11 protein-coding genes are annotated in these 14,788 nt (G+C 53.4%); 5 read left to right on the top strand and 6 right to left on the bottom strand.

The features are described 5' to 3' along the window. Positions 1-121 precede the first annotated feature (121 nt). Together OGV93_RS00575 and OGV93_RS00570 are read left to right on the top strand one after the other, a co-directional pair. On the top strand, positions 122-1,855 hold the full coding sequence (locus OGV93_RS00575) for a phosphoethanolamine transferase CptA (protein WP_131380455.1): 1,734 nt from the start codon (positions 122-124) through the stop codon (positions 1,853-1,855). Between the two features lie 86 nt (positions 1,856-1,941). Next, the gene (locus OGV93_RS00570; RefSeq protein WP_049269724.1) at positions 1,942-2,802 is read left to right on the top strand and encodes a helix-turn-helix transcriptional regulator; all 861 of its coding nucleotides are present in this window, start codon (positions 1,942-1,944) and stop codon (positions 2,800-2,802) included. Here the strand turns inward: OGV93_RS00570 and OGV93_RS00565 are convergent. The 5 genes from OGV93_RS00565 to OGV93_RS00545 form a co-directional block, all read right to left on the bottom strand. Further along, positions 2,789-3,145 carry a PTS fructose-like transporter subunit IIB gene (locus OGV93_RS00565; RefSeq protein ID WP_016155282.1) on the bottom strand — a complete coding sequence of 119 codons (357 nt, stop codon included), beginning with the start codon at positions 3,143-3,145 and terminating at the stop codon, positions 2,789-2,791. The genes OGV93_RS00570 and OGV93_RS00565 overlap by 14 nt on opposite strands. A 1-nt stretch (position 3,146) precedes the next feature. Next, positions 3,147-4,025 (bottom strand): [formate-C-acetyltransferase]-activating enzyme, encoded by an 879-nt coding sequence (locus tag OGV93_RS00560; protein WP_101700765.1) that lies wholly within the window; start codon positions 4,023-4,025, stop codon positions 3,147-3,149. Beyond that, positions 3,991-6,288, bottom strand: coding sequence for a formate C-acetyltransferase (locus OGV93_RS00555; RefSeq protein ID WP_046276409.1), 2,298 nt, complete (start codon positions 6,286-6,288; stop codon positions 3,991-3,993). The genes OGV93_RS00560 and OGV93_RS00555 overlap by 35 nt, the downstream gene beginning before the upstream one ends. 103 nt (positions 6,289-6,391) lie before the next feature. Continuing rightward, positions 6,392-6,712: a PTS fructose-like transporter subunit IIB gene (locus tag OGV93_RS00550; RefSeq protein WP_016155279.1), complete on the bottom strand. Its 321-nt coding sequence runs from the start codon at positions 6,710-6,712 to the stop codon at positions 6,392-6,394. Positions 6,713-6,726: 14 nt separating this feature from the next. Then, entirely contained in the window at positions 6,727-7,806 is a 1,080-nt protein-coding gene (locus tag OGV93_RS00545) for a PTS fructose transporter subunit EIIC (protein ID WP_003825153.1), read from the bottom strand. A gap of 308 nt (positions 7,807-8,114) precedes the next feature. On the opposite strand from OGV93_RS00545, the gene ptsP reads away from it, so the two are divergent. From ptsP to gldA, 3 genes are read left to right on the top strand one after another with little or no spacing between them, the layout of a single operon-like run. Then, positions 8,115-10,616, top strand: a complete 2,502-nt coding sequence (gene ptsP, locus OGV93_RS00540; protein WP_287109300.1) for a phosphoenolpyruvate--protein phosphotransferase — start codon at positions 8,115-8,117, stop codon at positions 10,614-10,616. A 15-nt stretch (positions 10,617-10,631) separates the two neighbouring features. Then, entirely contained in the window at positions 10,632-11,294 is a 663-nt protein-coding gene (gene fsa, locus OGV93_RS00535; RefSeq protein WP_200084321.1) for a fructose-6-phosphate aldolase, read from the top strand. 12 nt (positions 11,295-11,306) lie between these two features. Beyond that, a complete protein-coding gene (gene gldA, locus OGV93_RS00530; RefSeq protein ID WP_049040568.1) occupies positions 11,307-12,410 on the top strand; it encodes a bifunctional L-1,2-propanediol dehydrogenase/glycerol dehydrogenase in 1,104 nt (367 codons plus the stop codon). Between the two features lie 85 nt (positions 12,411-12,495). Here gldA and katG read toward each other — a convergent pair whose 3' ends face one another. Continuing rightward, positions 12,496-14,676, bottom strand: coding sequence for a catalase/peroxidase HPI (gene katG / locus OGV93_RS00525; RefSeq protein WP_016155274.1), 2,181 nt, complete (start codon positions 14,674-14,676; stop codon positions 12,496-12,498). Positions 14,677-14,788: the final 112 nt, after the last annotated feature.

Raw genomic sequence — 14,788 nt, 5'->3', positions numbered from 1 at the left:
TGAATATATTCACATTGTGAATATATCAACAGCAAAACACGATCCTAAGATCGTGATGCTTAAGTTCCTCTTAATATTAAGTCGCTACTCTTGGCGCTACGATTAAAGACAGGCTCACATTATGCAATCCTTACAACTCCAGTCTAAACCTAAATTTAGCTGGAAAGCCCTGGGTTGGGCGCTCCTCTATTTTTGGTTTTTTTCCACTTTACTCCAGGTCGTTATTTGTTTAACCGGATATAGCGGAACTAATGGATTACGCGACTCCTTGCTATTCAGTTCGCTGTGGTTGATCCCGGTATTTTTATTTCCAAACCGTATCCGTATTATTGCTGCCGTCATTGGCATGGTGCTATGGGCGGCCTCGCTGGCTGCTCTGAGCTATTACGTCATCTACGGGCAAGAGTTCTCGCAAAGCGTTCTGTATGTGATGTTTGAAACCAATGCGAACGAAGCCAGCGAATATCTCAGCCAGTATTTCAGCCTAAAAATTGTTCTTATCGCCCTGGCCTATACAGCTATCGCTATTCTGCTGTGGACGCGTCTGCGCCCTGTTCATATTCCATCGCCCTGGCGCTATCTGGTGTCGTTTGCGTTGTTATACGGTTTGATGCTGCATCCGATAGCCGTTAACACTTTCATCAAACACAAGCCGTTTGAAAAAACGTTGAATGGTCTCGCCTCACGTATGGAGCCCGCCGCACCGTGGCAATTCATCTCCGGGTATTATCAGTACCGTCAGCAGTTGACCTCACTCAATAGCCTGCTGAATGAGAACAATGCCCTGCCGCCGCTGGCTAACTTCAAAGATAACTCCGGCGATGCCCCACGTACGCTGGTGCTGGTCATTGGCGAGTCAACGCAGCGTGGTCGCATGAGCCTGTATGGTTACCCGCGCGAAACGACGCCAGAACTGGATGCATTGCATAAATCCGATCCTAACTTCACCGTATTCAATAATGTCGTGACGTCACGTCCGTACACCATTGAAATCCTGCAGCAGGCACTGACCTTCGCCAACGAGAAGAATCCGGACCTGTACCTGACTCAACCGTCTCTGATGAATATGATGAAACAGGCAGGTTATAAAACCTTCTGGATCACCAATCAGCAGACGATGACGGCTCGCAACACCATGCTGACCGTGTTCTCTAAGCAGACGGATAAGCAGTTTTATATGAATCAGCAGCGTACGCAAAGTGCGCGCGAATATGACAGCAACGTGCTGGCGCCATTTAAAGAAGTATTGGCCGACCCGGCACCGAAAAAGTTCATCATCGTGCACCTGCTGGGTACGCATATTAAGTACAAATTCCGCTATCCGGATGGTCAGGGTAAATTCGATAACAATGTCGACAACGTTCCCCCCGGCCTGGATGATGATGAGCTGGAAGCATACAACGATTACGACAGCGCGAATGTCTACAATGACCATATCATTGCCAGTCTGATCAAAGACTATAAAGCGACAGATCCGAACGGTTTCCTGCTCTACTTCTCCGATCACGGGGAGGAGGTATACGATACGCCACCGCATAAAACGCAGGGTCGTAATGAAGACAACCCGACGCGCCATATGTATACGGTACCGTTCCTGCTGTGGACCTCTGAAAAATGGCAGGCTGCACACCCGCGTGACTTCTCACAGGATGTGAATCGTAAATACAGCAGCTCAGAGCTTATCCACACCTGGTCTGATTTAGCGGGATTCACCTACGACGGTTTCGATCCGACCCGATCCATTACCAGCCCGCAGTTCAAAGAGACGACCCGCTGGATTGGCAATCCGTACAAAAAGAATGCCCTGATTGATTACGATAGCCTGCCGTACGGCGATCAAATCGGTAATCAGTAATACTCGTATCGGCCACTCTTAAAGAGTGGCCTTTTTTTATGATGGCGGTTACTGTTTCCCCTGTCTGCTGCCTGCAAGGGATTAACATGTATCACGACGTCAGCCATCTTCTCTCCCGCCTGATTAACGGCCCCACGCCGCTGCGCCAGGTTTATTTTGCCAGCACCAGTAGCTCAACGCCGGAGCTGGCGTATCAGGTCGATTTTCCCCGGCTGGAAATTGTGCTGGAAGGTGAGTTCACCGATAACGGAGTTGCTGGCGCATCCGCGACGTTACTGCCTTGCGATGTGATATTCGTTCCGGCTGGCGGCTGGAACTTTCCGCAGTGGCTCACACCGGTCACCACGCTCAGCATTCTGTTCGGCAAACAGCAACTGGGTTTCAGCATCGTCCAGTGGGACGGCAAGCAATATCATAATCTTACCCGCCAGCACGTCGCGCGGCGTGGGCCACGAATTGGCTCTTTCCTGCTGCAAACGCTCAATGAAATGCAGATGCAACCGCAGGAGCAACAAACCGCCAGGCTAATCGTTGCGAGCTTACTGAGCCACTGCCGCGATCTGCTGGGCAGCCAGATCCAGACCGCATCACGCAGTCAGGCGCTTTTCGAAGCCATTCGCGACTATATTGATGAACGCTACGCTTCGCCGCTCACCCGAGAATCCGTCGCGCAGGCGTTTTACATCTCACCCAATTACCTCTCCCACCTGTTTCAAAAAACGGGCGCTATCGGGTTTAACGAATACCTGAATCACACGCGACTGGAACACGCGAAAACGCTGCTGAAGGGTTATGAGCTGAAGATCAAAGAAGTGGCGCATACCTGTGGGTTTGTTGACAGCAACTATTTCTGCCGCCTGTTTCGCAAAAATACCGAACGTTCGCCGTCAGAATATCGTCGGCAATACCACAGCCAACTGACGGAGATAAAAGCTAATCCAAAGTAAGATGTGTGTGCTGTGGCGCAGAAAGCAGCTTTCGCACGGCACTCATCACCCGCTGCGGCTCACGCAGAAATGCGCTAATGCCCGACTGGACGTATCGGCTCTGCGTAAATCGCTCTGCTCCTGCCAGTTCAATATCGGTAATGAGCAACACCGCATCAGCGCGGTTAATATCCTCTTCCGTCAGGCGATTTTCAGTACCCAACGCGCCCTGAGTTTCAATCTTGATGCTCCATTTCTCCTGCTGGCAGAGTTTCTCCAGCCGTTCAGCAGCCATATAAGTATGGGCAACGCCGCTTACGCACGCGGTGACAGCAACCAGATATCGTACAGGTGCGATGGCCATACTATCCTCCTACTGTTACCTGAAATCCGGCGCATTCTGCCATCTTACGTATAAAACCTATCTCTTGCGCCGACGGGACGGGCACTTCTTTCATCGACCAGGGTAATCCGAGCAGGTTGTATTTCGGTTCGCCATATTGATGAAACGGTAGCAGGTGTACCTGCTTTATGCCTAATGATGACAACAGCGTCAACGCCTGCTGCGTGTTCTCTACATTCATCGTAAAGCCCGGAATCAGCGGCAGGCGAGGAATGACATTAACCCCTTCAGCGACCATTAGTCGTAAATTCGCCAGCACGCGCGGCAGGTTCATATTAATGGTCTCACGCGCCAAATGGACATCCATAATTTTGAGGTCAAACAGCACCTCATCGCACTCTCTTGCCAGCGATAACAAACGACTGGCTGGCGCATCGCCAGCCGTTTCAATCGCGCAGCGAACATCCCAGCGCCGCAGACGTTGCAGGAATCGTACGGCAAAGGGCGCTTGCATCAGCACTTCACCACCGGAAAGCGTCACCCCCCCGCCAGAGGTGCGAAAGAAAATATCATCTTTCATCACTTCACGTTCCAGCTCGTCCAGCGAGATATCACGACCGATACGTTCAAACGCCCCGGAGGGACACTCATCAGCATCACGTAGACAGGGTGTACAGTGCAGGCATTTACTCTCCCGCCGTACTGTTTCAATACGTGGGGAGAGAGATTCAGGGTTGGCGCACCACGGGCAGGTATGCGGACAACCTTTAAAAAAGACTACCGTACGAATACCCCGTCCATCATTCAGTGAGTAACGCTGAATATTAAATATACGCGCGACGTCCTCGCCACGTGGGTCAATAACCTCACAGCTGATGCGCGGTGCGGCGAATGATGTCATCCTGGATCTCCTTCGACAGCTCGACAAAGAAGGCGCTGTAACCCGCCACGCGCACCACCAGCCCGGCGAAATCTTGTGGGCGCAGCTGCGCTTCTCGCAATGTGTCGGCATTCACCACGTTAAACTGGATATGCTGGAGCTTGAGCTGGGTAAATGCCCGCAGAAAATCCGCCAGCTTGCGTAAACCAGCCTCACCTTCCAGTGTGGCTGGCGTAAACTTCACGTTCAGCAAAGTCCCATTGGAAAGCAATGTGTTATCCAGCTTGCTGACCGATTTCAATACCGCCGTCGGCCCTTGCATATCCTGCCCCAGCATCGGCGACAGCCCTCCGTCCGCCAACTGTTCCCCGGCGAAGCGACCATCTGGTGTCGCTCCGACGACCGAACCCAGCGGCACGTGCGCAGAGACAGTATATGAACCCGGCGTAAATTGCCCGCCGCGTGGATTCTGGTATTTCTCTACCTCTTTGCAGTAATGACGCAGCAGTTCGGCGCTGATGTTATCTACATCATCAATATCGTTGCCGTATTTTTCGAAGCGGTTAATCAGCCTGGCGCGAATTTTCTCGCCTTCCGGGGTAGCAAAGTTGTCTTTTAGCACCGACAAAAGTTCGTCAAAAGTTAAGCGCTGTTGTTCAAATACCAGTCCATTGAGCGCATGCAGCGAATCGCTCAGGTTCGCAATGCCGATTCCCTGTACGCCGGAGAAGTTATAACGCGCGCCGCCGTCGGTAATATCACACCCTTTATCCAGGCAATCGCTAATAAACGAGGAGAGCAGCGGCACCGGCGCCCAGTCGCGATGACCGATATCGCAGATATTACTGCCTTCGACCATCAACGTAATGTAGTGGCTGATTTTGGCACGAATATGCTTCAACAGGTCTTCGTACGTCAGCGCGCGATTGCCTTCGTTCTCATGCAGGCAGATTTCCATTACTTTCAGCAGATTAAACATGGCGATGTCGTGCAAACCGTATGTTCTGCCTGGAATAGACAGCTCGACACAGCCGACTACCGCGTAATCTCGCGCATCTTCCAGCGAGACGCCACGGTTAAGAAATGCAGGCACCACCACTTCATCATTAAAGATTTGCGGGATGCCGGTCCCGAGGCGAATGGTCTGTGCCGTTTTCATCAGGAACGGCGTATCGATCAACGCGTTCGTGCGCACACCGAGATTTGGTTGCGGCAGTTGTACGCTCTGATAAGCATCAAGGCAGAGAAACGACAGTACGTTTACCGCACTACGACCATTTTCCGTCAATCCCCCAAGCAGTGCGGTGTAACCCGTTGGGAAGCCAGCGAAATAACGCGCGCTGCTGGTGGATCGCAGCAGTACAATGTCATTGCATTTCACCCATAGCGATTCAAGGATTTCTTTTAAGAATGCAGGATCTTCTCCCTGCGTCAGCGAGGTCTGATAAAACGGCAGCATATACTGGTCGAAGCGTCCGAGTGAGAGCGAACTGGCGTTGGACTCATATTGCAAAATAATGTTCATGTACCAGAACAGCTGACATGCTTGCCAGAAGGTTTGTGGCTTATGCTGGGCGTTATGGCGGGAGTTTTCTGCAATCGTCAGCAATTCCTGACGTCGCTGCGCATCCGGGCAGTTTTCCGCCATTTTTTCTGCCAGCAGGGCGTAACGCAGAATGTGGCTTTGCGAAGCCTCAAGCAGCAACAGAGCAGCCTGATAAAAGTGGTTATCCGGCTGCTGCAGACAATGCGCCCGCATCTGCGCTACCAGTTCGCCAAGCCCGAGATTCAACAGGCGTGGATAATCAATAATGATATGCCCCTGACCTTTATCCGTCTGGTTAACGCTAAAAATCTGCGTACGGACAGCGGCTTTTACCTCATCGGTCATCTGACCGTTGATGAAATCTTTCATCGACCGCTTTTCCCAGTACGGATACAGCACATCGCGATAAAGATGTTTATCCTCTTCGCTGATGTCAAAACGGTCCTGCGGACGGGTTGGAAACTGCTCCAGCTCGTTGAGCAGCCAGTAAGGATCCATTTCCGGTGACATTATGCCCGCCCGCGGTTTAACGGTACGGTTCCCGGCTATCAGTTCCTCATCACGAATCGATATTTCAACGTGCTCAAGAATATATGCGGTGGCTTTCGCCCGCCGCAGAATAACCGGCTCTCCCTCCGTCTGCTGGTGGCTGGCGGTATATAGCAGCGCACGCTCAAGCGAAATTTCGCGGTTATTCTGAAACAGAGCGTTTTTTAAACGTTGGATACGGTTAGTCATGAGGAACTCCTGTAGAAAAACTGATGCCAGATGGCGCTGTGCTTATCTGGCCTACGTATCAGTAGGCCGGATAAGTCGAAACCACCCTCCGGCAAACAAACCGTTATGCGGTTTGCGCAAGGTGTGCGCCAATCTTGTTCATGATGGCGTCGGCACGTTTCACTGCATCGCTGATGTTGACACGAACGATAGTTTTGCCCGCAAAACGCTCTTCAAACTTAATACCAATGTCTTTGGTCAGAATCACCATGTCGGCTTCTGCCACATCCGCCGCGGTCAGTTCGTTTTCCAGACCGATCGACCCCTGAGTCTCAACCTTTACTTCCCACCCCTTGGCTTTAGCGGCGCTTTCCAGCGCTTCGGCGGCCATATAGGTGTGGGCAACGCCAGAAGGACATGCAGTTACTGCGATAATCTTGGTCATGACTCATTCCTCGCTTAATTCATTTCAAAATCTAAATCCAGGTCGTCTTCTTTCTGGTCGACCTGAGACACTTTTTTCCGCGCCAGACTTTTCAGTACATTAACGCACACTGCGGTCACTACAGCCCCCACGGCAACCGCCGCGATATAACCCAATTTTCCTTCCACGACCGGCAGAACAATCAGCCCGCCCCAGCCGGCATAACACTGCGCACCAAACAGCGCGGCGGTTACCGTGCCGCAGGCGGAACCCACCATAATGGATGGGATAACGCGCAGCGGATCGGCGGCAGCAAAAGGAATTGCGCCTTCCGTTACGCCAACGCAGCCCATCACCAGCGCGGCTTTACCGGCTTCACGTTCTTCAGAAGAGAAATTCTTACGACCAATCAGCGTCGCCAAACCTAAGCCCAGCGGCGGCACGCAGATCCCTACCGCGGCGATTGCCACCACGGTATAAACACCCTGTGCCACGCAAATCAGCATGAAGGCGTAGGCAACTTTGTTAATCGGCCCACCCATATCGAAGGCCAACATCAGTCCCATAATTACCGCCAGCAGCACGATGCTGCCCTGCTGCATACCCTGCAGCCACTCGGTCAGGCTAGTGGTTAACGCGCCAACGGGTTCTCCCAGGCCCCACATCATGATGCCTGCGGTGATAAAGGTGCCGACAATAGGAATAACGAAGATAGGCATTACCGATCGCAACACCTTATGTACGGGGATCTTCTTCAGATAATGGACGACGATACCGCCAATAATCCCGGCAATTAGCGCGCCGAAAAAACCTGCGCCGAAGCTGTTTCCCACCCATGCGCCAATCGCACAAGGGGCGAGAGCAGAACGTTCAGCAATGGAATAACCAATGTAAGCGGCAAGGAATGGCACCATCAACGTCAGCCCTGCGACGCCAATATCAAACAGTTTCTTGAGATTAGGATCGGTCGCCGCATCCGGTACCGCGCCCTTGCCATACAACATGACGGAGACCGCCAGCAAAATTCCACCCGCGACTACGAAGGGGATCATATGCGAAACACCCGTCATCAGATGCTGACGGGTATTTTTCAGGATTTGTACCAACTCTTTCATAAGTCGCTCCCAGGCTGCCTAAAGCCCATATCCATAAACTTGTTGCGGAAAACAATAGGCAATCCGACGCGGCGCAAACAGTGGATAAAAAGGCCATTTGCTGGACTTTTGTAATGTCAGCGCAAAAATGCGATCCGCCTCATAACTTGTAGTTTCTCGGAATTTATAGAGGACATGCTGACTTGTGAGGGATATCTCACTTTGATGGTTACATTACATTTATCCAGTTTTTGGCAGATTTGTCAGATGGCAGGCTCAGGCGTTGCCCTTTTATCCTGTAGCGAGAAATCGTTATGGGAGATGAGGCTATGGCCCTGATTGTGGAATTTACCTGTGAGCTGCCCAATGGCGTACATGCGCGCCCGGCAAGTCAAATAGAAACGCAGTGCAACACCTTTACTTCGCACATTGAGTGGCACAACCTGCGTACCGAACGTAGGGGTAACGCCAAGAGCGCATTGGCGCTGATTGGCACCGATACTCTGGCAGGTGATAGCTGCCAGTTGCTGATTTCCGGTGCTGATGAACAGGCAGCCCACCAGCATTTAACCCAATGGTTACGTAATGAATTTCCACACTGCGATGCACCGCTAGCGGAAGCCAAAAGCAACGAGCTGGAGCCACTTCCTGCATCCCTCACCAATCTAAACCCACAGCTTTTTCGCGCTCGCACCGTCTGCAGCGGCAGTGCGGGAGGCATTCTGAGTCTGCTCTCTTCGCTGGATCTCAACGCCCTTAACAATCTCCCATCCGCTAAAGATATTGAAACCGAGCAGGCGGCACTGGATAACGGCTTAACGCTGCTGATGAAGAATATTGCGTTTCGGTTACTCGACAGCGACGGCGCAACCAGTGCGATTCTGGAAGCACACCGCTCGCTGGCAAGCGACCTCTCACTGCGTCAGCACCTGCTCGCTGGAGTATCTCGCGGGTTAAGCTGCGCCCAGGCGATTGTCGAAAGTGCCGGACATTTTTGTGATGAATTCGCCCGCTCCAGCAGCAGTTATTTACAGGAACGTGCGCTGGATGTGCGCGATGTCTGCTTCCAGCTTCTGCAGCAAATTTATGGAGAGCAGCGTTTTCCTGCGCCGGGAAAACTAACCCAGCCTACGGTCTGTATGGCGGACGAGCTCACACCGAGCCAATTCCTCGAACTGGACAAAACATTGCTGAAAGGCTTGCTGTTAAAAAGCGGCGGTACCACTTCACACACGGTGATTCTCGCCCGGTCATTCAACATTCCTACGCTGGTTGGCGTGGATATTGAACCCTTAATGCCATGGCTGCAGCAAACGGTTTATATCGATGGTAACGCAGGAGCGGTCATTGTTGCCCCTGATGAATCCGTCGTACGTTACTACCAGCAGGAAGCCCGTATCCAGGATGCCATTCGAGAACAACAACGTATCTGGCTGACCCAAGAGGCGCGCACGGGGGATGGCATCCGCATGGAGGTCGCCGCCAACATCGCCCATTCCGTGGAAGCGCAAGCAGCCTTTGGCAACGGTGCGGAAGCGGTTGGCCTGTTCCGCACGGAAATGCTGTATATGGACCGCACCTGCGCCCCGGATGAGAACGAGCTATACAACATTTTCTGCCAGGCGCTGGAGCCCGCGCAGGGACGCAGCATCATTGTGCGCACCATGGATATCGGTGGTGATAAACCCGTTGATTACCTGAATATTCCTGCCGAAGCCAACCCGTTCCTCGGTTATCGCGCGGTGCGTATCTATGAAGAATACGCTGCTTTGTTTACCACACAACTGCGATCGATCCTGCGCGCATCAGCGCACGGTAGCCTGAAAATCATGATCCCAATGATCTCCTCTATGGAAGAGATCCTGTGGGTCAAAGAGAAGCTGGCCGAAGCCAAACAGCAACTGCGTACTGAACACATCCCGTTTGATGAGAAGATCCCGCTCGGTATCATGCTGGAGGTTCCGTCAGTGATGTTCATCATCGATCAATGCTGCGAAGAAATTGATTTCTTTAGTATTGGCAGTAATGACCTGACGCAATACCTGCTGGCGGTCGACCGCGACAACGCCAAAGTTACCCGCCATTACAACAGCCTGAATCCAGCCTTCTTGCGTGCACTGGATTACGCCGTACAGGCGGTACATCGTCAGGGGAAATGGATTGGCCTGTGCGGCGAACTTGGCGCTAAAGGTTCAGTGCTACCGCTGCTTGTGGGACTGGGTCTGGATGAGATCAGCATGAGCGCTCCCTCCATTCCCGCCGCCAAAGCGCGGATGGCGCAACTTGACAGCCGCGCCTGCCGTCAGTTGCTGAATCAAGCAATGGCGTGTCGAACGTCGCTGGAGGTCGAACATCTGCTGGCTCAGTTCCGCATGACTCAACAGGATACCCCTCTGGTTACCGCCGAGTGCATCACGCTGGATAGCGACTGGCGTAGTAAAGAGGAGGTCATCAAAGGGATGACCGACAACCTCCTGCTGGCAGGTCGTTGCCGCTATCCGCGTAAACTGGAAGCCGATCTGTGGGCGCGCGAAGCGGTCTTCTCTACCGGATTAGGTTTTAGCTTCGCCATTCCACACAGCAAATCAGAACATATTGAGCAGTCCACTATCAGCGTAGCGCGCCTGCAAGCGCCGGTACGTTGGGGTGATGATGATGCGCAATTCATTATTATGCTGACGCTCAACAAACACGCCGCTGGCGACCAGCATATGCGTATTTTCTCGCGTCTGGCACGGCGCATTATGCATGAAGAATTCCGTAACGCGCTGGTTAACGCCGCCTCTGCCGACGCTATCGCCAGCCTGCTGCAACATGAACTTGAACTTTAAAGAGGGTGTTTTTGTATGGAACTTTACCTTGATACCGCCAACGTCGCGGAAGTCGAACGTCTGGCACGCATCTTCCCTATCGCGGGTGTCACCACCAACCCAAGCATTGTGGCAGCAAACAAAGAATCCATCTGGGATGTGCTGCCGCGCCTGCAAAACGCCATTGGCGAAGAGGGCATTCTGTTTGCCCAAACCATGAGACGCGACGCACAAGGCATGGTGGAGGAAGCCAAACGTCTGAGCAACGCGGTCCCCGGTCTGGTGGTAAAAATCCCGGTGACATCCGAAGGTCTGGTCGCGATCAAGATGCTGAAAAAAGAGGGTATCACCACGCTGGGAACCGCCGTGTACAGTGCCTCTCAGGGGCTGCTGGCAGCGCTGGCGGGGGCGAAATATATCGCACCTTACGTTAACCGTATTGACGCGCAGGGCGGCGACGGAATTCGCACGGTACAAGAACTGCAAACGTTACTGGAATTGCATGCGCCAAACAGCATGGTACTGGCAGCCAGCTTTAAAACCCCTCGTCAGGCGCTGGATTGCTTACTGGCAGGATGCGAAGCAATCACCCTGCCATTAGACGTAGCGCAACAAATGCTCAATACCCCTGCGGTAGAGTCAGCAATAGAGAAGTTTGAACATGACTGGAACAATACATTTGGTCACATCAACCTGTGAGGGAAATAAAGTATGGATCGCATTATTCAATCACCTGGTAAGTACATCCAGGGTGCCGATGTTATTACCCGTCTTGGCAACTACCTCAAACCACTGGCAGAGCGCTGGCTGGTAGTTGGGGACAAGTTTGTCTTAGGCTTTGCCCAGGGCGCACTGGAAAAAAGCTTCCAGGATGCCGGACTGGCGCTGGAGATTGCACCGTTTGGCGGCGAGTGTTCACAAAACGAAATCGACCGTCTGCGCGGCGTGGCAGAAAAAGCGCAATGTGGCGCAGTACTTGGTATTGGCGGCGGTAAAACGCTGGATACTGCCAAAGCGCTGGCGCACTTTATGGGCGTGCCTGTCGCCATTGCGCCAACCATCGCCTCTACCGATGCACCGTGCAGCGCGCTGTCCGTTATTTACACCGATGCCGGTGAATTCGATCGCTATTTGCTGCTGCCCAATAACCCGGACAGGGTGATTGTTGATACCAAAATTGTCGCGGGCGCACCGGCGCGTCTGTTAGCCGCGGGCATCGGCGATGCGTTGGCGACCTGGTTCGAAGCGCGCGCCTGTTCACGCAGCGGCGCAACCACCATGGCGGGCGGTCAGTGCACTCAGGCGGCGCTGGCGCTGGCTGAGCTGTGCTTTAATACGCTGATAGAAGAAGGTGAAAAAGCGATGCTGGCTGCCGAGCAGCACGTGGTAACGCCTGCGCTGGAGCGCGTTATTGAAGCCAACACCTATCTGAGCGGCGTCGGTTTTGAAAGCGGCGGTCTGGCGGCGGCGCACGCCATCCATAACGGTCTGACGGCAATCCCGGATGCGCATCACTATTACCACGGCGAGAAAGTGGCTTTCGGCACGCTGACGCAACTGGTACTGGAAAACGCGCCGATCGATGAAATTGAAACTGTTGCCGCGCTGTGTCATTCCGTTGGCCTGCCGATTACCCTGGCGCAACTGGACATCAAACAGGATATTCCGGCGAAAATGCGCATTGTGGCTGAAGCTGCCTGTGCCGAAGGCGAAACCATCCACAACATGCCTGGCGGCGCAACGCCGGACCAGGTATATGCCGCCCTGCTGGTGGCTGACCAGTACGGTCAACGTTACCTGCAAGAGTGGGAATAACCGACCAATAAAAATCCCCGCAATTGCGGGGATTTTTTTGTTCATACTATGCCGGACCCGCGCAAGCGACATCCGGCATGGTCTGTTACAGCAGATCGAAACGATCCAGGTTCATCACTTTCACCCATGCGGCAACGAAATCTCTCACGAACTTCTCGTGAGCATCGCTGCAGGCATAAACTTCAGCCACTGCGCGCAGTACAGAGTTAGAACCAAACACCAGATCGGCGCGAGTTGCGGTGTATTTTACTTCGCCGCTCGAACGGTCACGACCTTCAAACAGCTCTTGTGACTCATCAACCGCCTTCCACTCATGACGCATATCCAGCAGATTGACGAAGAAGTCAGTGCTGAGTACGCCAGGGCGATCGGTAAAGACGCCGTGCTGGCTACCATCAAAGTTGGTGCCCAGTACGCGCATACCGCCCACCAGCACGGTCATTTCCGGTGCGGTTAGCGTCAACTGCTGCGCTTTGTCGATCAGCAGCGACTCGGTGGTCGATACGTCAGGACGAGCGCGGTAGTTACGGAAACCATCGGCAATCGGCTCAAGCAGTTCAAACATCTCAATATCCGTTTGATCCTGACGCGCATCCACACGACCCGGCGCAAAAGGTACCTTGATGCTGACGCCCGCAGCGCTAGCCGCCTGCTCGATACCGACAACACCGGCCAGCACGATAATATCGGCCAACGAGGCAGTATGGGCAGACTTATAAATACCTTCCAGCACAGGCAGAACGCGTGCCGCAGTGGCATTCACATCCCAGCCACGTTGTGGGTCCAGCGCCAGACGCGCACCGTTAGCGCCGCCACGTTTATCCCCGCCACGGAAAGTCGATGCCGAAGCCCACGCTACCGATACCAGTTCGCCCACGGACAGTCCGGAAGCAGCGATGGTCGCCTTCAGCTTCAGGATATCTTCTTCGCTTGGGTTGAAGAACGCATGCGGCAGCGGGTCTTGCCAAATCAGATCTTCTTTTGGCACTTCCGGTCCAATGTAACGCGATTTTGGCCCCATATCGCGGTGCGTCAGTTTAAACCACGCACGGGCAAACGCTTCGTTGAACGCTTGCGGATCGTTCAGGAAACGGCGAGAGATCTTCTCGAACTCAGGATCGAAACGCAGCGTCAGGTCGGTAACCAGCATCGTCGGCTTGCGTTTTTTCGACGGATCAAACGGATCGGGAATAATTTCTGGCGCGTCAACCGCTTCAAACTGAATCGCGCCTGCCGGACTGCGAGTCTGCACCCACTCATATTTGAACAGGTTCTCGAAGAAATAATTGCTCCATTGGGTAGGCGTCTGCGTCCACACCACTTCCAGACCAGAAGTAATTGCATCCGCGCCCGCGCCACTACCGTAGCTGCTGGCCCAACCCAGGCCCTGCGCTTCAATCGGTGCGGATTCTGGATCGGCGCCAACGTGCGATGCCGCTGCTGCGCCGTGGGTTTTGCCCAACGTATGACCGCCGCCAATCAGCGCCACGGTTTCTTCGTCGTTCATCCCCATGTTACCGAAGGTCGCGCGAATAGCCGCTGCCGCAGAAAGCGGTTCGCCGCTATGGTCCGGCCCTTCCGGGTTCACATAAATAAGGCCCATTTCGGTGGCGCCCAGCGGCGCTTTTGCCAGCTCTTCCGGGTGACGGTGAGTCAGCCAGGCTTTTTCATCACCCCAGTTTACGTCGAGATCCGGTTCCCAGACATCTTCACGACCGGCACCAAAGCCAAAGGTACGGAAACCTGAGTTTTCCAGCGCCACGTTACCCGCGAGGATAAACAGGTCGGCCCAGGAAATTTTCTGACCATATTTCTGCTTGATTGGCCACAGCAGACGACGTGCTTTATCAAGGCTGACGTTGTCCGGCCAGGAGTTCAGTGGTGCAAAACGCTGCTGTCCGCGACCCGCTCCACCGCGTCCATCGATAGAGCGATAGGTTCCCGCGCCGTGCCATGCCATGCGGATAAACAATCCGGCATAGGTTCCCCAGTCAGCGGGCCACCACGGTTGAGATTCGGACAGAAGGGCTCTGAGATCCCCTTTCAGGGCAGAATAGTCGAGTTTACTAAACTCTTTGCGGTAGTCGAAGTCCTCACCCAGCGGGTTCGAACGGTTGGAATGTTGGTTTAAAAGATCAACGCGGAGTTGATTTGGCCACCAGTCGCGGTTATTCGTTCCTGCTCCCGCGCTCTGATCGTGACCGCCTTGATGAAAAGGACACTTACCGGCAGTTGATGCGTTTTGGCTATCGTCGGACATGCTCATCTATATGCTCCCTTTACAGTGTTCTGACTACGATATACACCACCAGAGATAAGATATAGTCGAAATAACCCACAGATTCGATAGCTAATTCCTTTTATATTTTAAGTTACAG

This window comes from Citrobacter sp. Cb031, from assembly GCF_030336725.1.
In the GTDB taxonomy this organism is placed as follows: domain Bacteria; phylum Pseudomonadota; class Gammaproteobacteria; order Enterobacterales; family Enterobacteriaceae; genus Citrobacter; species Citrobacter braakii.
Note: the sequence above shows the minus strand (reverse complement) of the source record. Positions and strands in the feature narration are given on the sequence as shown.